General features: G+C 70.2%; 19 protein-coding genes. 15 read left to right on the top strand and 4 right to left on the bottom strand.

Going from position 1 to position 23,775, the window contains the following annotated elements; all coding sequences use genetic code 11:
• Positions 1-67 precede the first annotated feature (67 nt).
• The 4 genes from ACZ58V_RS03820 (at position 68) to ACZ58V_RS03805 (ending at position 5,062) form a co-directional block, all read left to right on the top strand.
• The gene (locus tag ACZ58V_RS03820) at positions 68-844 is read left to right on the top strand and encodes an alpha/beta fold hydrolase (RefSeq protein WP_382831720.1); all 777 of its coding nucleotides are present in this window, start codon (positions 68-70) and stop codon (positions 842-844) included.
• A gap of 458 nt (positions 845-1,302) precedes the next feature.
• Entirely contained in the window at positions 1,303-2,547 is a 1,245-nt protein-coding gene (locus ACZ58V_RS03815; protein WP_468187523.1) for an acyltransferase family protein, read from the top strand.
• 67 nt (positions 2,548-2,614) lie between these two features.
• The gene (locus tag ACZ58V_RS03810; RefSeq protein WP_471288148.1) at positions 2,615-3,811 is read left to right on the top strand and encodes an MFS transporter; all 1,197 of its coding nucleotides are present in this window, start codon (positions 2,615-2,617) and stop codon (positions 3,809-3,811) included.
• 6 nt (positions 3,812-3,817) lie between these two features.
• Entirely contained in the window at positions 3,818-5,062 is a 1,245-nt protein-coding gene (locus ACZ58V_RS03805; protein ID WP_471288146.1) for an acyltransferase family protein, read from the top strand.
• A 25-nt stretch (positions 5,063-5,087) separates the two neighbouring features.
• Here the strand turns inward: ACZ58V_RS03805 and ACZ58V_RS03800 are convergent, their stop codons facing one another.
• Entirely contained in the window at positions 5,088-6,281 is a 1,194-nt protein-coding gene (locus ACZ58V_RS03800; protein ID WP_471288144.1) for an MAB_1171c family putative transporter, read from the bottom strand.
• A gap of 330 nt (positions 6,282-6,611) precedes the next feature.
• Here ACZ58V_RS03800 and ACZ58V_RS03795 point away from each other — a divergent pair, with 330 nt between their 5' ends.
• Positions 6,612-8,702, top strand: coding sequence for a thioredoxin domain-containing protein (locus ACZ58V_RS03795; RefSeq protein ID WP_468187531.1), 2,091 nt, complete (start codon positions 6,612-6,614; stop codon positions 8,700-8,702).
• A 76-nt stretch (positions 8,703-8,778) separates the two neighbouring features.
• Here ACZ58V_RS03795 and ACZ58V_RS03790 read toward each other — a convergent pair whose 3' ends face one another.
• The 3 genes from ACZ58V_RS03790 to trhA all read right to left on the bottom strand — a co-directional run bounded on the left by ACZ58V_RS03790 (position 8,779) and on the right by trhA (position 10,995).
• Complete coding sequence (locus ACZ58V_RS03790) at positions 8,779-9,510, bottom strand: Mut7-C RNAse domain-containing protein (protein WP_468187533.1); 732 nt, start codon at positions 9,508-9,510, stop codon at positions 8,779-8,781.
• Positions 9,511-9,543: 33 nt separating this feature from the next.
• Positions 9,544-10,170, bottom strand: coding sequence for a TetR/AcrR family transcriptional regulator (locus ACZ58V_RS03785; RefSeq protein WP_468187535.1), 627 nt, complete (start codon positions 10,168-10,170; stop codon positions 9,544-9,546).
• A gap of 111 nt (positions 10,171-10,281) precedes the next feature.
• Positions 10,282-10,995: a PAQR family membrane homeostasis protein TrhA gene (gene trhA / locus ACZ58V_RS03780; protein WP_468187537.1), complete on the bottom strand. Its 714-nt coding sequence runs from the start codon at positions 10,993-10,995 to the stop codon at positions 10,282-10,284.
• Between the two features lie 327 nt (positions 10,996-11,322).
• Between trhA and ACZ58V_RS03775 the strand changes: the two genes are divergently transcribed.
• The 10 genes from ACZ58V_RS03775 to ACZ58V_RS03730 all read left to right on the top strand — a co-directional run bounded on the left by ACZ58V_RS03775 (position 11,323) and on the right by ACZ58V_RS03730 (position 23,665).
• Positions 11,323-13,164, top strand: a complete 1,842-nt coding sequence (locus tag ACZ58V_RS03775; RefSeq protein ID WP_471288141.1) for a phosphoenolpyruvate carboxykinase (GTP) — start codon at positions 11,323-11,325, stop codon at positions 13,162-13,164.
• Positions 13,165-13,404: 240 nt separating this feature from the next.
• Positions 13,405-15,138, top strand: coding sequence for a WD40 repeat domain-containing protein (locus tag ACZ58V_RS03770; protein WP_468187541.1), 1,734 nt, complete (start codon positions 13,405-13,407; stop codon positions 15,136-15,138).
• Positions 15,139-15,543: 405 nt separating this feature from the next.
• Positions 15,544-17,781: a glycoside hydrolase domain-containing protein gene (locus ACZ58V_RS03765; protein WP_468187543.1), complete on the top strand. Its 2,238-nt coding sequence runs from the start codon at positions 15,544-15,546 to the stop codon at positions 17,779-17,781.
• A 10-nt stretch (positions 17,782-17,791) separates the two neighbouring features.
• Complete coding sequence (locus ACZ58V_RS03760) at positions 17,792-18,250, top strand: hypothetical protein (RefSeq protein ID WP_468187545.1); 459 nt, start codon at positions 17,792-17,794, stop codon at positions 18,248-18,250.
• The gene (locus ACZ58V_RS03755; RefSeq protein WP_468187547.1) at positions 18,247-19,014 is read left to right on the top strand and encodes a twin-arginine translocation signal domain-containing protein; all 768 of its coding nucleotides are present in this window, start codon (positions 18,247-18,249) and stop codon (positions 19,012-19,014) included. Before ACZ58V_RS03760 ends, ACZ58V_RS03755 begins: the two co-directional genes overlap by 4 nt.
• 59 nt (positions 19,015-19,073) lie before the next feature.
• Positions 19,074-19,538, top strand: coding sequence for a hypothetical protein (locus ACZ58V_RS03750; RefSeq protein WP_468187549.1), 465 nt, complete (start codon positions 19,074-19,076; stop codon positions 19,536-19,538).
• A 23-nt stretch (positions 19,539-19,561) separates the two neighbouring features.
• Entirely contained in the window at positions 19,562-20,476 is a 915-nt protein-coding gene (locus ACZ58V_RS03745; protein WP_468187551.1) for a hypothetical protein, read from the top strand.
• Positions 20,477-20,652: 176 nt separating this feature from the next.
• Positions 20,653-21,723, top strand: coding sequence for a peptidoglycan-binding protein (locus tag ACZ58V_RS03740; RefSeq protein WP_468187553.1), 1,071 nt, complete (start codon positions 20,653-20,655; stop codon positions 21,721-21,723).
• Positions 21,720-22,430, top strand: coding sequence for an ABC transporter ATP-binding protein (locus tag ACZ58V_RS03735; RefSeq protein ID WP_471288137.1), 711 nt, complete (start codon positions 21,720-21,722; stop codon positions 22,428-22,430). The genes ACZ58V_RS03740 and ACZ58V_RS03735 overlap by 4 nt, the downstream gene beginning before the upstream one ends.
• Positions 22,427-23,665, top strand: a complete 1,239-nt coding sequence (locus tag ACZ58V_RS03730) for an ABC transporter permease (RefSeq protein WP_471288136.1) — start codon at positions 22,427-22,429, stop codon at positions 23,663-23,665. The genes ACZ58V_RS03735 and ACZ58V_RS03730 overlap by 4 nt, the downstream gene beginning before the upstream one ends.
• Positions 23,666-23,775: the final 110 nt, after the last annotated feature.

The raw sequence follows: 23,775 nt of genomic DNA, 5'->3' as shown, positions 1-23,775 counted from the left end.
CAGCTAAGCTTCTATAGAGTCGCTTCCAGTCCCGATCCCTCTCCCCCCCACCCAGGAAGGCAATGAGATGCCCCAGACGTCCGTCGACAGCGCGACCGTGCACTACCGCACCGAGGGCCAGGGCCCCGGTCTGCTCCTGGTGCACGGCACCGGCGCCACCGGCGAGACCAACTACGGTCACCTGGTGGAGGAGTTCACCGACCGGCGCACCGTGATCCTCCCCGACTACGCGGGCAGCGGCGGGACCGTCGACGACGGCAGCCCGCTGTCGCTGGAGCGGCTCGCCGACCAGGTGCTCGGCGCCGCCGACGAGGCGACCGACGAGCCCGTCGACGTCGTGGGCTTCTCGCTCGGCGCGCTCATCGCCGTGATGGCCGCGGCCCGCCGCCCCGAGCGGGTCCGCCGCCTGGTCCTGGTGGCCGGCTGGGCGCGCAACGACGACCTGCGCAAGCGCCTGGGCTTCACCGTCTGGCGCCGGCTGGCCGACCTCAGCCCGGAGCTGTACTCGCACTACATCAGCCTGCTGCTCTTCACCCCGGGCTTCCTGGCGAACCTGGACGAGGAGGGGTTCGACGCGGCCGTGGGCGGCGCCGAGGTCAACGAGGGCACGCTGCGGCAGATCGAGCTCGGCCTGGACGCCGACATCCGGGAGCTGCTGCCGAAGATCGGCGTCCCCACGCTGGTGGTCGGCTGCCGTCACGACCAGCTCGTGCCCGTCGACCACTCCCGCGAGCTGCACGAGTCGATCCCGGGCAGTGACTACCTGGAGATCGAGAGCGGCCACCTGGTGCCGGCCGAGGCGCCGGAAGAACTGGTGAACGCCATCCGCAAGTTCCTGGACTGACCCGGACGCCACGGACCCCCCGGGGCGGCCGGCCGAGGCCTCCCGCCCCACGGTCGCCCCACCCGGTCGGACCGCCCTCGCCTGGTCCAGCCCGGCCGGCCGAGGCCTCCCGCCCCACGGTCGCCCCACCCGGTCGGACCGCCCTCGCCTGGTCCAGCCCGGCCGGCCACCTCCCACCCTCGCCTGCCCCTCTCGGCTGAACCGCCCCGCTCGGCCCGGTCCCGCCCGGCCGCACGCCCTCCGCCTGCCCTTCCCGGCTGAACCGCCCCGGCTCGCCCCGCCCATCCGGCACCGACCCGGCAGCCCCTCGCACCCCCGCCCCCTCGGGCCGTGGCCCCGGCGCGCCCTGACCCGCCCTCAGCCGCTCGGGCCGCCCGAGGCCACTGTCACCGCTCCAGCCGCGGCCCCAGCCCCGAAGCCCTGCCCGTCGAGCCCATCCAGTCAAAGAAAGCCCGCCCATGGCCACACCCCAGACCACCTCCACCGAGCTGATACCGCCGTCGCCTCCGGCACCCAGACGCGAAGAACCCGCCGACAGGGATTCCGTCGGCACAGCCCCGGCCGGCGCCGCCGCGCCACGGGTCGGCGGTCCGGCGGTCCGGCTGCCCTCCCTGACGGGCATGCGGTTCCCGGCGGCCCTGCTCGTCTTCCTGTTCCACCTCTCCCTGCCCGCCCACTGGCTCATGGCAGGCGACGCGAACGACACCCTCTTCGCCCGCCTGGTCGAGCAGGCCGGCGGCCTGGGCGTCACGTTCTTCTTCCTCCTCAGCGGCTTCGTCCTCGCCTGGTCCGCCCGCGACGGGGACCCGCGGACCTCGTTCTGGCGCCGGCGGTACGTCAAGATCGTGCCCAACTACGTCGTCGCCTGGGCGCTCGCGATGCTGCTGATCGCGGCCGGTACCGCCCCGTGGCAGTCGGTGGCCACGTTCTTCATGCTCCAGTCCTGGGTGCCGGACTACGCCACCAACTTCGCCGTGAACTCCCCGGGCTGGTCGCTGTCCACCGAGGTCTTCTTCTACCTCTGCTTCCCGCCCCTGTTCGCCGGGGTCCGGCGGATCGCCCCGCAGCGGCTGAAGTTCTGGATCGCGGGTGTCATCGCCGCCGTGTGCGCCACGCCCTGGCTGGCCACCACCTTCATTCCGCCCGGCGACGTCTACATGTCGAACGAGCCCGGCGTCTCCGGCCTCCACCTCTGGTTCGCCTACGTCTTCCCGCCCGCCCGGCTGCTCGACTTCCTGCTCGGCATCCTGGTCGCCCGCGCCGTCATGCTGGGACGCTGGCGCGACATCGGTCTCGTCCCCTCCGGCCTGCTGCTGGCGGCGAGCTACGTGATCGCCGAACTCCCCGGCGTGCCGTACCTGTTCGCCCAGCGCGCGGTGTGCCTCGTACCGTGCGCCCTGCTGATCGCGGCCGGAGCGCTGGCGGACGCGTCGGGCCGGCCCACCCCCTTCCGGCATCGCGCGATGGTCTGGCTCGGCGAGGTCTCCTTCGCCTTCTACCTGCTCCACTTCATCGTGCTCTCCGAGGCGCGCGACCTCTTCGGCGCCCGCCTGGAGTCCGGCTGGGCCGTGACCGCCTTCGTCGTCGCCGAGTGCGCCGTGTCGGTCCTGGTCTCCTGGGCGATGTACGCCTGGGTGGAGAAGCCGCTGGTACGCCGCTGGGCCCGCCCACGGGCCAAGGCCCCCGCCGCCACGGTCGCCTGACCGGTCGACACCCCCGGGCCCGGCGGCCACCCGCTGTCCCTCCCGCACGACTCGAAGGTGCACACTCATGCCGTTCCGACTCGCCGCCCTGATCCTCGCGATCTTCTGTGTCGGCACCGCGGAGCTGTCACCCAGCGGCATGCTGGACGATCTCTCCGCCGATCTCACCGTGAGCCTGGCCATGGCCGGCCTGCTGGTGACCGCCTACGCGTTGACGATGGTGGTCGGCGGCCCGCTGGTCACCGCGCTCACCACACGCGTACGCCGCAAGACGCTGCTGGTGGGCCTGCTGGCCGTCTTCGTCCTGGGCAACGTCGTCTGCGCCCTGGCGCCGGGCTTCGGCGTGCTGATGGCCGGCCGGGTACTGACCGCGGTCGTGCACGGCACCTTCATGGCGGTGTGCGTCGTCACCGCGGGCGCCATGGTGGGGGAGGGCAAGGGCGGCGCCGCCGTCGCCGCCACCCAGCTCGGGATCAACCTCGCCACCGTCCTCGGCGTCCCCATGGGCTCCTTCCTCGCCCAGCACTACGACTGGCGGGCCCCGTTCGGCATCGTCGCGGCGCTGGCCTCGGTGGCCATCGTCCTCGTCCTCCTCTGGGTGCCCGACACCTCCCGCCCGACGGTGTCGGCGGCTCATGAGGCGCGGGTGTTCCGCCGTCCGGCCGTCTGGGGCACGGTGGGCGCCACCGTGCTGTGCTCCGGCGGCATGTTCACCCTGATCACCTACATGGTGCCGCTGCTGACCGGCGTGGGCCATCTCTCCCGGCAGTGGGTGCCCGCCGTGCTCCTCGCCTACGGCGTGGGCTCCATCGTGGGCAATCTGCTCGGCGGGCGGTACGCGGACCACGGCGTCGACCGGGCCGTGGGACAGCTGTCCTGGGCGCTGGTGGCCGTCTGCCTGCTCGCCTGGCTCCTCGCCCCGCACCCGGCCGGCGGCGCCCTCGCCCTCGTGCTGTTCTCGCTCGCCACCTTCGCCCTGATCCCCGGCCTCCAGGCCAAGGTGCTGGCCGAGGCGGCCGACGCGCCCACGCTGTCGCTGACCGCCAACATGTCCGCCTTCGGGCTCGGCGCCGCGCTCGGGTCGTGGATCGGCGGTCTCCTCACCGACTCCGGCTTCGGCACCCGTGCCGTGCCCCTCGGCGCCGCCGCGCTCACCGCCGCGGGCGCGTTGCTCGTGCTCGGCCTGGCCCGTGCGGCCCGCCGCGCCCCGGCCGGCCACACGCCGGACCCCCTCCCTCTCGCCGTCCCTACCCCCAAGAGGTGACCCGTGGTGACCACACCGCACGACACCCCCTCCAGACGCCCGGCACCCCTGCCCTCGCTGACCGGCCTGCGGTTCATCGCGGCGGTCCTGGTCTTCTTCTTCCACTCCTCCTTCTTCGAGCCCCTGACGAACCCCTTCGCGGACCGCGGCCAGGCCGAGGGATTCCAGTGGCTGTTCAGCAAGGCGGGCTGGATGGGGGTGTCCTTCTTCTTCGTGCTGAGCGGCTTCGTCCTGACCTGGTCGAGCAGGCGGGACGACACGGTCGTGGCGTTCTGGCGCCGCCGGCTGCTCAAGATCTTTCCCAACCATGTCGCCATGTGGGCCCTGGCGATGGTGCTCTTCGCCGGGGCCGCGACCCCGCTCACCGCATGGCTGCCGAACCTCTTCCTGATCCACTCCTGGTTCCCGCAGCACGGCATCTACATCAGCGTCAACGCACCGAGCTGGTCGCTCTGCAGTGAGCTGCTGTTCTACCTGCTCTTCCCCTTCCTCATCCGGCCGGTGCGGCGCATCCGGACGGAGCGGCTGTGGGCCTGGGCCGGTGCCATGGTGGCGGGCATGGTGGCCCTCGAAGCCGCCGTCGACCTGCTGGTCCCGGCGCAGCCGCGCACTCCCGAGGGATTCCCCATCTCCTCCCTGCAGTTCTGGCTCGGCTACAACTTCCCCCCTGGCCGCCTGTTCGAGTTCGTCCTCGGCATGCTGCTGGCCCGGCTGGTCCTCGCGGGCCGGTTCCCCCGCGTGCCCCTCGCCGGTGCGCTCGCCCTGGCCGTGGCCGGCTACGCGCTCGCGCTGAACGTGCCGTTCCTCTACGGGTTCACCGTGGCCACCGTCGTCCCGGTCGGTGTGCTGGTGTGCGCGGTGGCCATGGCCGACATGCGCGGCGAGCGCACGCTGCTGAGCGGCCGCGTGATGCGGTGGCTGGGAGAGGTGTCCTTCGGCTTCTACCTCGCGCAGTACGTGGTTCTCTACTACGGCCGGACCCACGTACTGCACAACGCGACCTACGGCCTGGTCGGCGGCGTGCTCGAACTGCTCGTCCTGCTGCTGGTCACGCTCGCCCTGGGCTGGCTGCTGATGGTGTGCGTCGAACGCCCCGTCATGCGCCGGTGGGCCCGGCCCCGCGGGCGCACGCCCCGGACCCCGTCCGAACCGGTCCTCGTGTCACCGGCGGCGCCCCGCACCGGGGCGGCCCGTGCACCGGCCGGGGACAGCGCCGGGGACAGCGAAGCGGAGCCGGTGCCCACGGCCTGAGGCGGGACCCGGTCTCGGCGGTGTGTCAGACGCCGACGGCGCGGGAGTCGTTCTCGGCCGGGGCGGTACGCAGTTCCCGCAGCCCCCGGGAGAGCGCGATCAGGCCGGCCAGGTCGCTCTCGTAGTCGGCGGCATGACTGTCCCCCGGGGCCACGAATACCGCGGGTTCCGGTGTCGCTGCGGCGGCGAGGTCGGCCTCGCCGCGCAGCCGCAAAGACCGGTCGACCAGACGCACCAGGTCCGGTCCGGCCGCCGGCGGGGCCTTCTCCCCGGCCCCCTCCCCGGCCTTGTCCGCGGCCGTCTCCTGCGAGGCGAGGTGCAGATAGGGGCTGAGCCGGGTGAGACCGTCCCGGCACTCCACGTACCTGCGGTACACGGCCGAGGTGTAGTCCAGGAGCGGCAGCCACCGACGGCCCCGGCGCTGCTCCAGGACCAGCTCCGGATAGAAGTCCACGAGCCGCTGCCACAGCTCTCCCAGCTCACGGAACCGGGCCCGCTGGACAGAGCGCTCCCGCAGGAACTGAGCGGCGCTCGCGAAACACGGCAGACTCAGCCCGGCGCACACCGCGATGGTGGCCACCTGGCCGAACAGGAAGATGTTCGGGTAGGTCAAGTGATGCCCGAAGCCACGGCAGGCAGGGCAGTTGACCCACAGGATCCGCAGGACGCAGCTGAGGGAGAGCCCGAGGAGACCTGCGGAGACGGTGCCCAGGGCCGCCCGGAGCAGCGGCCGGCGACTGCTCCGGGCGTGCCGCGCGGCGAGCACGGCGCACGTGGTGTAGCCGAAGACCAGATAGGCGCCGCCGATGTCGTAGAACGCGCGCACCTGCCAGTGGTCCAGATACGGCAGCGCGAAGGTGTGGTCGCGCAGGCCCGGCGGCATCAGCGCGGTCACGCCGGCCATGGCGGTCAGACAGAGGAGGCAGAACACCACCTCCCACCTGCGCCACAGCGCCCGGCGCCGCTCGCACAGGAAGCTGACCATGAGGCACAGTCCGGTCAGGATCGCCACGTTGTACGCGAGCTTCGTGAAGCCGGTGAAGGCGAGGCCGTCCAGCGCCGCCGGATCGGAGAGCTGGGCCGGCACGTTCCCCGCGCCCAGCAGGAAGAGCGACAGGCAAAGCTGCAGCCGCATGGGGGCACGGAAGCGTTGCCGGATCAGCGGCGGAAGCGTCCACGCCGTGCCGCCGAGCAGCGTCACGATGGCCAGCAGATTCACGAGGTCCTTCACAGCGGCCCGCCCACCGGAGCACGGCCGCGGCATTCCCGCCTCCGGCGACACCGGGCGCACGAGGTGCCCGCACGCCCCGTCCTTCGGCCGAACACACGTCCCCCTTGTTGCCGCCCCGCCTTGCGGCCGCACACACCCGACCCCGTTCACCGGCGCCGACCAGATGCCGCCGATCTCCTGCGACCCGATCCGGATGACAGGCCTCAGGCAAGCTACGGCGCCCCGGTAGCGAAGAGCAAACCCACAGTGATCACCACCCCGACGCCCCGGCCGGAGGGCCGCCCCTCGTCGCGGGGTCTCCTGCGGCAGGATGGATTCATGGCGAACCGACTGGCCCATGAGACCTCCCCCTATCTGCTCCAGCACGCGGACAACCCCGTCGACTGGTGGCCGTGGTCGCCGGAGGCCTTCGAGGAGGCACGGCGGCGGGACGTGCCGGTGATGCTGAGCGTGGGGTACAGCTCCTGCCACTGGTGCCACGTCATGGCCCACGAGTCCTTCGAGGACCAGCAGACCGCCGAGGACCTCAACGCGCACTACGTGAGCGTCAAGGTCGACCGCGAAGAGCGCCCCGACGTGGACGCCGTCTATATGGAGGCCGTGCAGGCGGCGACCGGGCAGGGCGGCTGGCCCATGACCGTGTTTCTCACGCCGGATGCCGAGCCGTTCTACTTCGGTACCTACTTCCCGCCCGCTCCCCGCCAGGGCATGCCCTCCTTCCGGCAGGTGCTCCAGGGCGTGCACCAGGCGTGGGACGAGCGGCGGGACGAGGTGACCGAGGTCGCCGGGAAGATCGTCCGGGATCTGGCGGGACGGGAGATCTCCTACGGGGATGCCCGGACCCCCGGTGAGGAGGAGCTCGCGCAGGCGCTGCTCGGGCTCACCCGGGAGTACGACCCGCAGCGCGGCGGATTCGGCGGGGCGCCGAAGTTCCCGCCGTCCATGGTGCTGGAGTTCCTGCTGCGGCATCACGCGCGGACCGGCGCCGAGGGAGCCCTGCAGATGGCGTCCGACACCTGCGAGCGTATGGCCCGGGGCGGCATCTACGACCAGCTCGGCGGCGGCTTCGCCCGCTACTCCGTCGACCGCGACTGGGTCGTGCCGCACTTCGAGAAGATGCTGTACGACAACGCCCTGCTGTGCAGGGTGTACGCCCACCTCTGGCGTGCCACCGGCTCCGAGCTGGCCCGCCGGGTCGCTCTGGAGACCGCCGACTTCATGGTGCGCGAACTGCGGACGAACGAGGGCGGGTTCGCCTCCGCGCTCGATGCCGACAGCGAGCAGGAGGTGCCGCGCGAAGCGCGTCTTCAGGAGGGCGGTGGCGGGCGACGGGAGGGCGGGACCGGCAAGCACGTCGAGGGCGCGTACTACGTGTGGACGCCCGAGCAGCTGCGTGAGGTGCTCGGCGAGGAGGACGCCGAGCTCGCCGCGCAGTACTTCGGCGTGACCGAGGAGGGCACCTTCGAAGAGGGCGCCTCCGTCCTCCAGCTGCCTCAGCAGCAGGAAGGGCTGGTCGACGCCGGGAAGATCGCCTCCGTCCGGGAGCGGCTGCTCGCGGCGAGGTCGGAGCGTCCCGCGCCCGGCCGGGACGACAAGGTCGTGGCCGCGTGGAACGGGCTGGCGATCGCCGCGCTCGCCGAGACCGGCGCCTACTTCGACCGGCCCGACCTCGTCGAGGCCGCCGTCGCCGCCGCCGACCTCCTCGTCCGGCTGCACCTCGACGAGCAGGCCCGGCTCACCCGCACCAGCAAGGACGGCCACGCCGGCGCCAACGCGGGCGTACTGGAGGACTACGCCGACGTGGCGGAGGGCTTCCTCGCGCTCGCGTCCGTCACCGGTGAGGGCGTCTGGCTGGAGTTCGCCGGGTTCCTCGTCGACCACGTCCTGGTCCGCTTCACCGACCCGGAGTCGGGCTCCCTGTACGACACCGCCGCCGACGCCGAGCAGCTCATCCGCCGCCCGCAGGACCCGACCGACAACGCCGCCCCGTCGGGCTGGACGGCGGCGGCGAACGCCCTGCTCGGCTATGCCGCGCACACCGGATCCGAGCCCCACCGCACGGCCGCCGAGCGGGCGTTGGGCGTCGTCAAGGCGCTCGGGCCGCGCGTGCCCCGCTTCATCGGATGGGGTCTCGCCGCGGCGGAGGCCGTGCTGGACGGGCCGCGCGAGGTCGCGATCGTGGGACCGTCGCTCGATCACGAGGGCACGAGGACCTTGCACCGCACGGCACTTCTGGGCACCGCGCCGGGCGCGGTCGTCGCCGTCGGCGCCCCGGAGAGTGACGAGTTTCCGCTGCTCACGGGCCGTCCGCTGGTCGGCGGTGAACCGGCCGCGTACGTCTGCCGCAACTTCACCTGTGACGCCCCGACGACCGAAGCCGAGCGGTTGCGTGCGGTGTTGAGCGACTGACGTCGCGCCCGTCAGGGGCGCGGGGGTCTGCGCGACCAGCCCCCACGGCCGCGCAGACCCCCACAACCCTCAACCATCAACGGCGCTCGGACCGAAGCTCCATCGCCCGCTCCACGATCGCCTCCAGCTGCTCGTGGTGCGCGCCCTTCCAGTACGCCCGCCCGCACTCCGTGCACTGCGCGAACACGTCGTACGTCGCATGCGTACCGTGCTTCAGCTGGTCGGAGACTTCGTCCTTGGTCGCCTTGCGGAGCACCCCGTTGCAGGCGGTACAGCGCGTCCAGGGAAGCAGCTCGGGCCGGAACCGGTCCAGGAAGTCACGGAGCTGCTCCTCAGGCTGCGTGCTGTACACGAACGCCCCCGCCCACAGCTCACGCCTGCGCAGCAGCCCCCGGTCCCGGCTCAGCATGACCCGCTGTTCCGCCGCCGAACGAGCGGCCAGCGCCGGGTCGCCGATGTCGGTCGACTCATAGGCCGTGTCCACGCCGAGCAGCCGCAGCCGGCGGGCCAGTGTGCCGAGGTGCACGTCGAGGAGGAAGCGCAGGGGAGCGCCCGGGACCTTCTGGGGGCGTGCGACGGTCCGTACGGACACGGACTCGCCGGCGACCGGGACGTACGAGACGGGCACCTCGCGGCCGTCCACGACCAGGGCGCCCACCTCGGTCAGCGGCACGCCCAGCGACTCGACGACATGGCCGAGGCCGGCGACGCCGTCGGTGGCCGCCCGTACGGCGCCCGCACGCCGGGCCGGGGGGAGGAACACATGCAGCTCGGGAGCGAACTCGACGTGGATCTCGGGACCGTTCACCCGGTCAGGATGACACGGCGGAGGGCCGCCGCCTCAGGGTTTTCCGGCCGGCAGGCCGTGTTCCAGGACGTCCAGGGCACGGTCGACGAGGTCCCGGATGTCGTCCCGGTGGCCGGTCTCGGCCCAGTGGTGGGAGACCTCCATCAGCCCGCCCATCACGGACATGGCGAAGACCCGTAGCTCCAGGCTGTCGGGGTCGAGCCCGGAGCGCTCGGCGAGGGCCTCGCGGAGCGGCAGGCCGGTGGCCGCCGTGCTCTCGATCATGCGGGCCCGTACCGCCGGCACCTCGACCCCGAGCCGCGCCCGCAGCCGGGTCACCTCGGGTTCCTCGGCGAGGCTCAGGTCGAGTGCCTTGCGCATCACGTGCCTCAGGACGTCGGCCCACGACTCGTCCTTTGGCCGGGCCCGCAGCTCCGCCGTCATCACCGGGTCCCACTCGTCGGTGACGACGATGTCCTCCTTGGTCGGGAAGTAGCGGAAGACGGTCGACGGCGACACCTCGGCACGGTCGGCGATCTGCTCGATCGTCGTGGCGTCGTAGCCCTGCTCCTCGATCAGCGCGTAGGTCGCACCGCGGATCGCCTGGCGGGTCTTGATCTTCTTCCGCTCCCGGAGTCCCAGCGGGGGCCGGTCGGCGGGGGTGGTGCGTGGGGCCGTCATGCCATGACAGTAACTATCAAAAGGCAGTGACTGTCAATCTGTCCCCCGCTCCGGGCGCGACGCGAACGGCCACGGCTGGAGAGCCGTGGCCGTGCAGGTCGGGTGGGGGAGTTATGCGTGCTGGTACGCCACCAGCGAGATCCCCACGTAGTGCGCGATGAAGGCCGCCAGGGTGAAGGAGTGGAACACCTCGTGGAAGCCGAACCAGCGTGGTGACGGGTTGGGCTTCTTGATCCCGTAGACCACGCCGCCGGCGCTGTAGAGCACGCCGCCGACAATGACGAGGACCAGGACGGCGATACCGCCCGTCCGCATGAAGTCCGGCAGGTAGAAGACGGCCGCCCAGCCCATCGCGATGTAGCACGGCGTGTAGAGCCAGCGCGGGGCACCGACCCAGAAGACGCGGAAGATGATCCCGGCCGCCGCCGCGGCCCAGACGCCCCACAGCAGCCACTGACCCTTCGCGCCCGGCAGGAGCAGCATGGTCAGCGGCGTGTACGTGCCCGCGATGATCAGGAAGATGTTGGCGTGATCCAGACGGCGCAGAACGCCGTCCATGCGCGGACTCCAGTCGCCTCGGTGGTACAGCGCGCTCACGCCGAACAGCAGGCACGCCGTCAGCGCGAAGACACCGCAGGCGATGCGCCCTCTGGTCGAGTCGGCGAGGGCGGTCAGCACCAGGCCCGCCACGAGAACGGCCGGAAACATGCCGAGGTGCAGCCAGCCGCGCAGCTTGGGCTTCACCGGGTGCGGCAACGAGAGCGCCACCGGGCCACGGCCGTCGGCCGGCGTATCCGAGGGCGCGTCGGGGACGAACGCAGTCATGGCCGAATGGTAGCTACGGAACCGTAAGTGACCCATCCGTCCGGTCGATTGGCCGATGAAGAGTGGCCATCCTCTCATCGTCGCCGAATGATGGTTACGCAAACGGACGGTCACATGAACCCAACGTGCACGCAAAGCGGCGCGAGAAACCGTGGCGATCCTCACGTTGCTCACCTGTGCGCTCCTCTGGACAGATGGGCGCGGACGTCGGATGATCAAATGAGTGCGGTCGGCACCGGATGAGCGCCAGGTTTCACCGTGAAGCATCCGGGTCGCAGCCCCCACGGGGCCTCCACATCAACACAAAACCCTCATTTAGGAGCAATCGTGGCGCGCGACATCGCGGCTCCCACCGTCCCCACCACTCACCAGGGGCTGATCTCGTGGGTGAACGAGATCGCCGAGCTGACCCAGCCGGACAACGTGGTCTGGTGTGACGGATCCGAGGCCGAGTACGAGCGCCTGTGCGGGGAGCTCGTCCAGAAGGGCACCTTCCGGAAACTCGACCCGATCAAGCGCCCCCACTCCTACTACGCGGCCTCCGACCCCACCGACGTCGCCCGCGTGGAGGACCGGACGTTCATCTGCTCCGAGAGGGAGGAGGACGCGGGCCCGACCAACCACTGGAAGGCCCCCGCCGAGATGCGGGAGATCTTCCAGGGCTCCGGGGGTCAGGGGGGTCTGTTCCGCGGCTCGATGCGCGGCCGCACCCTGTACGTCGTGCCCTTCTGCATGGGCCCGCTGGGCTCGCCACTGTCCGCGCTCGGCGTCGAGATCACCGACTCGGCGTACGTCGCCGTCTCCATGCGCACGATGACGCGCATGGGCCAGGCGGTCCTGGACGAGCTCGGCTCCGACGGCTTCTTCGTCAAGGCCGTGCACACCCTGGGCGCCCCGCTGGAGCCCGGCCAGGAGGACGTCCCCTGGCCCTGCAACCAGACCAAGTACATCTCGCACTTCCCCGAGGACCGCGAGATCTGGTCCTACGGCTCCGGCTACGGCGGCAACGCGCTGCTCGGTAAGAAGTGCTACGCCCTGCGCATCGCCTCCGTGATGGCGCGTGACGAGGGCTGGCTGGCCGAGCACATGCTGGTCCTCAAGCTCACCCCGCCGCGCGGCGAGGCCAAGTACGTCGCCGCGGCCTTCCCGAGCGCCTGCGGCAAGACCAACCTCGCCATGCTGGAGCCGACCATCCCCGGCTGGACGGTCGAGACCATCGGCGACGACATCGCCTGGATGCGCTTCGGCGAGGACGGCCGGCTCTACGCCATCAACCCCGAGGCCGGCTTCTTCGGTGTCGCCCCCGGCACCGGCGAGCACACCAACGCCAACGCGATGAAGACGCTGTGGGGCAACTCCGTCTTCACCAACGTCGCCCTCACCGACGACAACGACATCTGGTGGGAGGGCATGACGGAGGAGACTCCGGCCCACCTGACCGACTGGAAGGGCAACGACTGGACCCCGGAGTCCGGCGTCCCGGCCGCCCACCCCAACGCCCGCTTCACCGTCCCGGCCTCGCAGTGCCCGATCATCGCGCCCGAGTGGGAGGACCCCAAGGGCGTGCCGATCTCGGCGATCCTCTTCGGCGGCCGCCGCGCCACCGCCGTACCGCTGGTGACGGAGTCCTTCGACTGGAACCACGGCGTCTTCCTCGGCGCCAACGTGGCCTCCGAGAAGACCGCCGCCGCCGAGGGCAAGGTCGGCGAGCTGCGCCGCGACCCGTTCGCGATGCTGCCGTTCTGCGGCTACAACATGGGCGACTACATGGCCCACTGGATCGACGTGGGCAAGTCCGCCTCGCAGGGAGGGGACCAGTCCAAGCTGCCGAAGATCTACTACGTCAACTGGTTCCGCAAGGACGACCAGGGCAAGTTCGTGTGGCCCGGCTTCGGCGAGAACGCCCGTGTCCTGAAGTGGATCGTGGGCCGCCTGGACGGCACGGTCGAGGGCGTCGAGTCGCCGATCGGCGTCCTGCCGGCGAAGGGCGCCCTCGACACGGACGGCCTCGAACTGTCCGACGCCGACCTGGACTTCCTGCTCACGGTCGACAAGGAGGTCTGGCGCGAGGAGGCCGCCCTGGTCCCCGAGCACCTCAACACCTTCGGCGACCACACGCCGAAGGAACTGTGGGACGAGTACCGCGCGCTGGTGAAGCGCCTGGGCTGAGGCCCGCACCCAAGACTCCGCGGCCGGTCTACCGAGAGTGCCCTGACCAGCAACATCGTCACGGCCGGCCGCGGTGACAGCATCACCTTCAGGCAGGGGTTCGCACAACGGCGTGCGAGCCCCTTCCTTCGTCGTTCCCGTCGCGCCCCCTTGCTCACCGAATCTTCACGGCTGTTTCATGCTCTCCAGGTGCCTCACCGGTCCCGGTGGGGCTCTCAAAACAGTCTGTGGGGGGCACAGTTGAATACCGCACACCGTTCCAGACGGCTCGCCGCCACGCTGTCCGCCGCGTTACTCGCGGGGACCGGCCTGACCGTCGCCGCCGCACCCGCGGCGCACGCGGCGGCCTCCGACGCCGTGGCCAAGCTGCCGATCTCGTCGTACTCGGCACTGGCCGTCGACAACGTCCACCAGCGCGTCTTCGTGGCCGACAGCAACGTCGGCTACTACCTCAACTCCGGCACCATCGCCGTCTACACCTTCGGGGGGGAGCGCCTGACGACGCTCACCACCAACCAGGCCCATGTCTCCGGCCTCGCGGTCAGCGCCGACGGCAACACGCTGTACGCGGGTCTGCGCGACCGTATCGACGCCTTCGACACCACCACCTACCAGCGCACCACCGTCGCCTCCGCCAACACCGACACCTGCGGCCGGGAGGTGGCCCAGTCCGGCGGCCAGCTCTACTTCACGACGCCGTACGCGTCCTCGACCTCCCAGTGCGCCACCGCCGAGACCCACCTCGACGGGATCGTGAACGGCACGCACACCCGCACCGGCTGGAACGACAGCGGCGATCTGCTGCTGGAGGCCGGCGCCGGGGACCGCATGCTCATGGGCCAGCCGCTCAACGCGAAGGCGGCCGACCCCTTCCTCGCCGTGTACGACACCAGTGACGGCGCCCTCGTCCGCAACGCCGCGCGGCGCTTCGCCGACGGCCAGGGCAACGGCGCCCTGAACCTCAAGGACCTGGCGTTCTCCGCCGACGGCGGCAAGGTCGCCCTGGCCGACGCCACGGCGGGCACCCGGCTGCTGAACACCGGCGACCTGTCGGACGCGGCGACCGGCTACCGGGCCCTGCCCGAGGGGGCCACCGCCAGCGCGGTCGCCTTCAGCGGCGACGGCAAGTACATCGCGCGCGGAGCCTCCGCCACCGGCGCCGTCCCCGACCTGCTGGTGCAGCCCGCCGACCCGGGCGACTCCACCACCCCGCTGGAGTTCGTCTTCGAGGGCAGCCTCGACGGCGACCGGGTCGTGCCGCGCGGCATGAAGTGGTCGGCGGACGGATCCCGGCTGTTCGCGGTCACCACCAACGCGGCCGGCGGCCAGTACTGGCTGCACATCATCAAGCCGCCCGCCGTCCAGTACGACGCCCGCTTCACCGGAGGTCTCACCCACAGCCCCGGCCAGGCCGTGGCGGGCGAGCCGCTGGCCGTGCGCGGCAAGCTGGAGCACGACGGGCCGGCGCCCGCCGAGCCGCTGAAGGTCAAGGCGACCCGCACCGACGCGAGCGGCACCCACGACCTGGGCACCGCCACCGTCAAGGCGGACGGCACCTTCACGGTCCTCGACGAGCCCGACCGCCTCGGCGAGGCCACGTACACCGTGTCCTACCTCGGCGACCTGACCCACCGTCCGGCCACGGACATCACCCACACGGTGACGGTCGCCAAGGCCCCCACCACCATCGCCCTCACCGCCCCCGGCGAGGCGAACCTCTCCGACGGCATCGAGATCACCGGCCGATTCGACGCCCGGGGCAAGACTCTCGCTGACCGAGCCGTGCTCAAGGTCGTACGCGAGGACCGCCTCGGCAGGGGCACGCTCTCATCGGTGACCGTCGCCGCCGACGGCACCTTCACCATCAACGACATCCCCCGCACGTACGGCGACGTGACCTACACGGTGACGTGGCCGGGCGACGCCCTGCACGAGGGATCGACGGCGTCGGCGGAGATCTACGTCAGACGCTAGTCGCTGCGTGGGATCTGACGGATCGACACATTCCATATGTGGTCATGCAGTTAGGACGCATGAGCGGACGAAAGGTTGTGCGCACGTTCGGCCTCACCTTGGGCACGGGTCCATCACAAAAGGTCGCTCGTCCGGTCCGATCTGGGTGCTATTGCTGGGATCGATCCAAGATCGTCTGATGCTCGGGCTGTGAAATGGTCAAGCCAAAGACTTCTCACGGGCGTTGATCCCACCCGCGCGTTTCGCTTCGCCCTTCGCTCGGACCTCCGGCCGCCGGTGCCAACCGAACGGCCGGAGGGTCCGGTCTCCGAACGGCGGGACCTCACCCGCCCAGTGCCGCTCCACCCATCAAGTGCCGCCCGATCCCAGGCGCGGCCCCGCATTCCCCTGCTGAGAGGGCACCTCATGGCCGACGAGATGGTGCGTCAAGCCCAGGTCTTCATCAACCGTGTGTACGGCAGCCGCATCGGCATGACGGTCGAGGAGAACGGGCAGACCGGCTGGCCCACCATGTACGCCCTGACCCGGGCGCTCCAGTACGAGCTGGGCATCACCAACCTGTCGAACAGCTTCGGCCCGGCCACCCTGGCGGCGATCGCGGAGAAGTACGGCAAGATCGACGCCAACAACGTGCCGCACGCGGACTTCTGCCGGATCATCCAGTCCGCCCTGTACTGCAAGGGCTACGACGGCAGCGCCATCGACGGCACCTACAGCGACCGCGTCAAGCAGTCCGTCACCCAGCTCAACGCCGACATGGGTCTGAGCGCGGTCTACCCGGGCAGCGCACTGTGGCCGAAGGTCATCAAGGGCCTGTTCAACATGGACGCGTACGTCACCGTCAGCGGCGGCTCCAACGCGGTGCGCGCGGTGCAGCAGTGGCTCAACGGTCAGTACGTCCTGCGCAAGGACTACTACGTCATCCCCTGCGACGGCCACCACTCGCGCGACGTCGCCAAGTCGATGCTCTTCGCCGTCCAGTACGAGATCGGGATGGCGGACGGGGTCGCCAACGGTGTCTTCGGCCCCGGCACCCAGTCCGGTCTCAAGTCGCACACCCTGTCGGTCGGCAGCTCCGGCAACTGGGCGCGGCTCTTCACCGGCGCGATGATCCTCAACCAGCGGTCGGTGGCCTTCGGCAACTTCACCAGCGCGGTCTCCACCGCCGTCCAGAGCTTCCAGTCCTTCGCGAAGCTCCCGGTCACCGGCAAGGGCGACTTCTCCACCTGGGCCTCTCTCCTCGTCTCCTACGGTGACCAGAGCCGCAGCGGCGAGGCCTGCGACGGCGTCACCAAGATCACTGACGCGCGCGCGGCCGCCCTCAAGGCGGCCGGTGTGAAGTACATAGGCCGCTACCTCACCAACCCCAGCGCCACCTCGCTCCCCGAGAAGGCCATCCAGCCCGGCGAGCTGGCCACCATCGCCGCGAACGGCCTGCGCTGCTTCCCGATCTACCAGACGTACGGCAGGGACGCCGACGGCTTCAACTACGCCGCCGGACGGGCCGCGGGCCAGGCCGCCGCCAACGCCGCCCTCGACCACGGCTTCAAGCCCGGCACGCGGATCTTCTTCGCCGTCGACTTCGACGCGCTCGACCACGAGGTGACGTCGAACGTCCTGCCGCACTTCAAGGGCATCGTGGACGCGCTGGCCGCCGACGGCGCGGAGTTCGCGGTCGGTGTGTACGGGCCGCGCAACGTCTGTACCCGGGTCGGCGAGGCCGGGCACTCCACCGCCTCCTTCGTCTCCGACATGTCCTCGGGCTTCTCCGGGAACTTCGGCTACCCGCTGCCCGCCGACTGGGCCTACGACCAGATCGTCACCCGCACCGTCGGCTCCGGCGCCGGCTCCATCGAGATCGACGTCAACATCGCCTCCGGACGCGACACCGGCCAGGCCTCCTTCAACGCGCCCCGGCCGCCGCGCCCCGACGTCGGCTTCGACGGCTCCTTCCTCAACGCGCTGCACGCGGACCTCAGCCGCTACATGCGCAGCATCGGCTACGAGGACGACGGTGGCACCGGCACCGAAGCGCGTCTCTTCACGCACACCCAGTGCTTCGAGACGATCATGTCGCACGATGCCCAGACCACCCAGCTGTCCCGTGCGTACAACATGCGCAAGGCGATGATCCAGACCTCCGCCTACTGGGAGATGCGGCACTACGACCTCATCGACCAGGCGGTGGACCACGCGGTCGCCCAGTACCACCTCAACGGCGTCGGCGTCAAGAAGGACTCCTCGACCGGCATCGGGCAGATCAGCGGCGAGAACGGCATCCGCGCCTGGAACCACTGCATCGACAACGGCTTCGTCACCGGCACCCGCCTGGATCCGACCAAGGACGCCGACATCTGGACGATGTGGCAGAAGGTCAACAAGGACAACGCCTTCACCATGCGGACCGTGCCGCTGATCCACCTCTGGGGCGTCGCGGGCAAGCCCGGCGGCCAGAACCCCCCGGCCGGCGAGACCAAGCTGCGCGCCATGAGCCTGAACTACACCGAGGGCGAGATCTTCGAGATCATCCGCCGCTACCAGGGCTGGGGCGACGAGGCCGAGGCCCATGCCGCCAAGCGCATGGGGCTGTACTACATCTTCGAGAAGTACAACAACCTTGTCCGGCAGCTCGCCGGCGGGTGAGGTGGTCACCATGACCACCACGTATCCCGCCGCCCTGCCCCTGCTGCTCTGCATCGTCGTCGCCGCCGTGACCGCCTTCGGTCTCGTCGGATACGGCCTCCCAGCGATCGGCAGGGGCGGCCCGGGGGCCGTGGCACGCGGCGGTGCCGCGCTCGCCGGAGCCCTCGCCGCCATCGCCTGGGTCTGGGGCCTGGTGTCGCTCTTCCTCGACGAGAGCGGCACCGCCCAGGCCTGCCAGGACGCGAACCCCGCGCTGTACGGGCAGGTGAGCGGCTACAGCGTGTCCTACCTGCCGCCCGCCCTCGACTGCCGCATGTCGTCAGGTGGTTCGTACGCGGCGGCCGTACCCGGCTTCATCGCGCCCGTGATGACGGTCTGTGCGGTGATCGCGGTGACGCTCGCTCTGATCGCCTTCGCCGAACACCGCCGCACCTCCACACCCGAGCATCCCGAGAAGAGGACCACGTGAGCGACGCTCCCGCCCCGCTGTCCCGCAGAGGCTTCCTGCTGCGTGCCGCCGCCGTCACCGCCGCCGCGGCGGCGGTCCCGTACTCGCAGGCACTGGCCTCCCCCGCGTACGCGGCCGAGCCACGGGACTACACCTTCCCCAAGGCCGTCCGCGAGGGCGTCGCTCGGGCCGAGGCCCGTAACAAGCGACTCCTCGCCGGGGCCGACTCGGCCAACGGGTGGGACATGGAGACCGCCGCCGACCAGGGCGGTTCCATCGCCACCCGGCCCGTGCCCGGCACCCCGGTGACGGACCTCCAGATCCGGCTCGGCGCTCCCGAGACCGTCCTGGTCCACCTCGTCCGCCGCTTCCACTACGAGATCGCCGAGCTCCAGCCCGGCGAGGCCGTCGGCTGGACCGCTCCGAAGGGACTGCGGGGGCCCGCCCGCAACCTGGCCTCCGGCACCGCCGTCCGTATCCGGCCCGGCCACTACCCGCCCGGCGCCAAGGGCGGCTACTTCCCCCTGGAAATCGCGGTCCTGCGCGACATCCTCGCCGAACTCGACGGCGTGGTCCGCTGGGGCGGTGACGACCGCGCCGTCGACGAGGCCCTCTTCTATCTCGCCGTCGGCCCCGACGACAAGCGCCTGACCTCCGTCGCCGAACGCCTCCGCGCCGGCGAGACGACCGCGGGCGAGGGCGCCGGCACCCTCGTGGACGTCCACGAGAAGGGCCGCCGCTCAGCTGCCGAGAGCCTCGCCCGCCGCCAGCGGAAGGCGGCCTGACGCCGCCCCGCGCGCGGCCCGGGATTCCGAGTTCGCAGTCGACCATCAAGGAGAAGGCAGTGAAGAGAAAGTTCTTTCTCGTGGCAGCGGCGACCGTGGCGATGGGGGCTTTTGTGACCCCTTCCGCCCATGCCAACACCGGGTTCGAGAATCAGATGAGCCCCGAAGCCTGCGAAAAGTCTCAGGCAGCGTCCGATTTCAAGTACGCGATCTACTACAACTCGAACTACGGCGGCGCTTACCGCAACGTCGGCTACAGCGTCTGGGATTTCGCTGACGAGCGGATCGGCGGGGCTCCTCAGGGAGGCACCCAGCCGCTGAACTTCTGCCACGGCGGAAGCGGGAACGGGCAGGGCATCAAGAACAATGCCGCGTCGGTGAAGAACAAGCACTCGACGTATTACGCCGTGACGTATTACAACAGCGGTTACAAGGGATCTGCGGACTGGTCAAGCCCGCGTTCTCAGACCAACCTCTCGGTGACCAAGAACGAGAACGCCTCGTTCGCCTGGCAGACGCTCTAAATTCCCACGGCAGGTACCCCCCCATGCGTATGAAGGCCAGGCGAGCAAACGTTGGTTCGCTGTTGATCGCGGCAACTCTGCTGTCAGTTGCTGGTTGCTCGGGCGACGCAACCACGGCAGAGCCCTCGGTGGCGACACCGAAGCCCACGGTTTCATTCGACGCGGCCGATCCTGCGACATGGGTGCTCCCGATCGAGGGGTACCTGCCGTCGGATGCCGAGCGAAAGCAGATTTCGCAGGCCCGAAAGATACTCGTCAGCGACTGTATGAAGGGTTTCGGCTTCTCCTGGGAGCCGGCGTCCGACCTGCCACGTCTGGGCGGCAAGACCCTGGTCGACTGGCGCTACGGGATTCACGACATGGCGCTCGCCAAGGAGCGGGGGTACAAGCCGGCGGCCGATGAGCAGGAGGCGTACGACCGGGCCGTCGAAGAGGGCGCCCTGGACGGTACGTCGGGTACCGGCCCGGATACGCAGGTCTTGGAGGGCGGCGTCAAAGAGGTGGGGGGCAAGCCCGTACCGGAGGGCGGCTGCCTCGGCGAGGCTGATCGGAAGATCTCCGCCGGGGGTGCGAACACCACGATCGCCCAGACGATCAGCAACGAGACCTTCGCCCAGTCTCAGCAGATCCCCGAGGTCGTCGAAGCATTCGAGGCCTGGTCTGCCTGCATGAAGAAGAGCGGCTTCGATTACGCGCGGCCGCTCGACGCCAGCGATGACCCGCGGTTCGGCTCGCAGAGCGTCACACCGCTCGAGATCAGGACCGCGACCGCTGACATTTCCTGTCGGGACAAGACCAAGGTCGCCAGGGTCTGGTTCGACGCCGAGGTGGCGATGCAGAAAGAAGAGATCGAGTCGGGAGCCGAGCGGCTGAACGGGGAAAGAAAGTCCCTGAACGCGGCCGTGAAGAAGGCCGCCCATGTCGTAGCAGGCTCCTGATGCGTTCTCGTGGCCTGGCTCGGCGTCGAAAAGCTCTCGGTGTCCTGGTCCTGGCATGTCTCGTGTGTACCGGAGCGGGTGCGGGCGCTGCCTTTCTCATCAAGTCTCCGGCGCAGGTCGCCGCCGACACGGCACCTCCTCCACCGGACATCCTCACGGCGAGCGTGGAGCATCGGGTGATCTCCCAGGCTTTGATCACCCGTGGGAAGGTCACAGCCTCCCAGCACACCGACATCTCCTCCGGGCCCCAGGCAGGCGAGGACGCCGGCCGGTCAGTGGTGACGAAGGTCGAGTCCGCTCCCGGCCGGAAGCTCGCTGCCGGGCAGGTACTTCTCGAAGTCTCGGGCCGTCCGCTGTTCGTCCTCAAGGGCGCCGTCCCCGCCTACCGCGATCTCGCGCCAGGTAAGCGCGGTGAAGACGTCGCCCAGCTCCAAACGGCGCTTCGGGGCTCCGGCCACCCCACGGGGAACGACCTTCCCGGAGTCTTCGGCCCGGGCACCGAACAGGCTGTGACCTCCTTCTATCGCTCCATCGGTTACGAAGCGCCGGTTACCGAAGCCCCCGTGAGCCCGGCAGGGAATCCACAACCCGACGCATCGGCTTCCCCGGCGACGAAGCCTGAGGACGACCCGCCTCGCGCCCTTCCCACCTTTCCGATGTCAGAAGTGGTTTTCGTCCGGTCTTTCCCTGCCTACGTCGAGGAAGTGCGCACCGAAGTGGGGGACGAAGCCGGGGAAAGCCTGCTGTCCCTGTCCTCCGGTGCGCTCACCGTCGAGGGTTCCGTGACACCGCAGGAGAAGGGGATGATTCGCGCGGGCCAGAAGGTGCGGATCTACTCCGATACGGAGGGCCGCGAGTTCAGCGGAAAAGTGGAGTCCATCAGCCTGGAGCGCGCCACTGCGAAAGACGGTGGCGAGGAGCCGGGCGAGCAGAAGTACACGGTCAAGGTGACACCGTCTCGGCCGTTGCCCATGAAGATGAACGGCGAGAATGTGCAGCTGACTGTTGTGGCGGCCTCGTCCCGAGGAAAGGTTCTCGCTGTGCCCTCGTCGGCTGTCTCGACCGGTGCCGACGGTCTGACCAGCGTCACCGAGAGGGCAGGGCGGAAGGAGCGCCGGGTCCCTGTCACCGTCGGGGTCTCAGGGGACGGCTACGTAGAGATCGTTCCGCGGAAGGGCGCACGCCTCGAGGCTGGTGCCCGGGTGGTCGTAGGCGTGCACATGAGAGCGACTGCGGGCCGGCCGTGACCACGACCACCGAGGTCAGCGCGGTCATCGAGTTCCGTGGCGTCGGACTCAGATACCCCGGTCCTCCGGCTGTTGATGCCCTGCGCCCCTGTGACCTGCGCATCGCCGACGGGGAGTTCGTCACCGTGGTGGGGCCGTCGGGCTCGGGCAAGTCCACCCTGCTGAATATCGCAGGGCTCCTGGACGCCCCCACGCAGGGCCGGTACCTGTTGAACGGGATCGACACGGCAGCCTTGAGCGCCTCTCGGCTGGCCGCTCTGCGTGGTGAACGGATCGGGTTCGTCTTCCAGGCCTTCCATCTCCTTCCCCATCGCAGTGCGCTGGAGAACGTCGAACTCGCCATGGTCTACCGGGCTGTTCCTCGCCGGCAGCGCCGTGCGCGCGCCGCCGCGGTCCTGGAGCGCGTGGGCCTGGCACACCGCGCAGCCGCCCTCCCCACCCAGATGTCGGGCGGCGAACGTCAGCGCGTCGCAGTCGCACGCGCCCTGGTAGGGGAACCCTCACTCCTGCTGTGTGACGAGCCGACAGGGAATCTGGACTCCGCCACGTCCGCATCCCTGCTCGAACTGCTGGACGCCCTTCATCGCGACGGGATGACCATCGTCGTGATCACCCATGATCCTCAGGTCGCACAGCACGGACAACGCACCGTCACGATCCGCGACGGCGTCCTCCATGACTCCGGCCACCAGTCGGCGGCGGCATGACGACGCACCGACGCGGCGCCCCGGAACGGTCCCGGCTGGCCGTTCGCGATCTGCTGTCCGAAGCCGTGGCCGGCATGCTGCAGCGGCCGGCCCGGTCGGTTCTCACCGCCCTCGGAACCGTTCTCGGTGTCGGCGCCTTCATCGCTGTCCTGGGTCTCACCGGAACGGCCACGTCCCAGATCGACCATCGGTTCAACTCGCTGACCGCCACCGAGGTCAGCGTCACGGACATCGGTTCCGGGAACGCCGCAGCTCGGGATCTGTCGTTCCCCAAGGACGCCGATGCCCGCATCACCCGACTGAACGGCGCGCTCGCCGCGGGTGTCTTCTGGAGTGTTCGGCTCGGGCCGCAACAAGCGGTGCGAGCCGCCCCCGTCGGCTCGGCCAACAGCGTCGACGCTCAGACACAGGTGATCGCCGCCTCCCCCGGTATCTGGCAGGCGTCACAAGCCCAGTTCGTCGAAGGCAGGGCGTTTGACGGCTTCCACGACACGCATCACCAAGCGGTCGCCGTCATCGGCTCGGCCACCGCAGCGCGCCTCGGTATCACCACGCTGCGCACGCAGCCTGCCGTCTTCATCGGCAACACAGCCTTCACCGTGATCGGCATTCTGAAGGACGTCGAGCGGAAGCCGGAGCTTCTGATGTCCATCACGGTGCCGCGTTCGGTGGCCGAGCGGACGTGGGGAGCCCCCACGGACGAGGGGGCGCAGATGCTGATCTCGACTCAGCTCGGTGCCGCCGGCCAGATCGCGGACGAGGCAGCGGTCGCCCTGCGCCCGGACCACCCCGAATACTTCAAGGTGACACCGCCTCCGGACCCGCGGTCCCTGCGTACCGCGGTCGGCGATGACTTGAGCCAGCTGTTCCTCCTCCTCGCAGGGGTGTGTCTCATCATCGGGGCAGTCGGAATCGCGAACACCACGTTGGTGGCCGTGCTGGAACGCACCGGAGAGATCGGCCTGCGACGCGCTCTGGGTGCGCGCGGCATCCACATCACCCTGCAGTTTCTGACCGAGTCCGCGGCGCTCGGCCTCCTCGGAGGTCTCGTCGGCACCTCGATCGGCACCGTCGTCGTGGTCACCGTCGCCGCAGCGAAGCAGTGGACCCCGGTGATCGACCCCGCCACCTTGGCCGCCGCCCCGACACTCGGCCTGGTCGCCGGCCTGCTCGCCGGCATGTACCCGGCGTGGAGAGCGTCCCGCATCCCACCCGTCGAAGCGCTGCGCCGCTGAGTGGTACAGCCACACTGAACCCGCACCCGCCCACAAGCTGTGGCACCCGGCCCGCGCGTCGCTGCGGGTGCGCGCGGACCGGGGCCGTTCAAGGGAGCCGTGAAACAGGC

The sequence above is a fragment of the Streptomyces sp. NPDC040589 genome, assembly GCF_055594445.1.
The sequence above is the reverse complement of the archived record's forward strand: the minus strand, read 5'-3'. Positions and strand labels throughout refer to the sequence as shown.

What these genes read in the sequence shown, in the direction of transcription:
- ACZ58V_RS03810 (WP_471288148.1), top strand. Translation starts at nt 2,615, where the DNA reads ATGCCGTTCCGACTCGCCGCCCTGATCCTCGCGATCTTCTGTGTCGGC.
- ACZ58V_RS03785 (WP_468187535.1), bottom strand. Translation starts at nt 10,170, where the DNA reads ATGACGGCCCCACGCACCACCCCCGCCGACCGGCCCCCGCTGGGACTC.
- ACZ58V_RS03745 (WP_468187551.1), top strand. Translation starts at nt 19,562, where the DNA reads ATGCGTATGAAGGCCAGGCGAGCAAACGTTGGTTCGCTGTTGATCGCG.
- ACZ58V_RS03815 (WP_468187523.1), top strand. Translation starts at nt 1,303, where the DNA reads ATGGCCACACCCCAGACCACCTCCACCGAGCTGATACCGCCGTCGCCT.
- ACZ58V_RS03760 (WP_468187545.1), top strand. Translation starts at nt 17,792, where the DNA reads ATGACCACCACGTATCCCGCCGCCCTGCCCCTGCTGCTCTGCATCGTC.
- ACZ58V_RS03730 (WP_471288136.1), top strand. Translation starts at nt 22,427, where the DNA reads ATGACGACGCACCGACGCGGCGCCCCGGAACGGTCCCGGCTGGCCGTT.
- ACZ58V_RS03795 (WP_468187531.1), top strand. Translation starts at nt 6,612, where the DNA reads ATGGCGAACCGACTGGCCCATGAGACCTCCCCCTATCTGCTCCAGCAC.
- ACZ58V_RS03765 (WP_468187543.1), top strand. Translation starts at nt 15,544, where the DNA reads ATGGCCGACGAGATGGTGCGTCAAGCCCAGGTCTTCATCAACCGTGTG.
- trhA (WP_468187537.1), bottom strand. Translation starts at nt 10,995, where the DNA reads ATGACTGCGTTCGTCCCCGACGCGCCCTCGGATACGCCGGCCGACGGC.
- ACZ58V_RS03820 (WP_382831720.1), top strand. Translation starts at nt 68, where the DNA reads ATGCCCCAGACGTCCGTCGACAGCGCGACCGTGCACTACCGCACCGAG.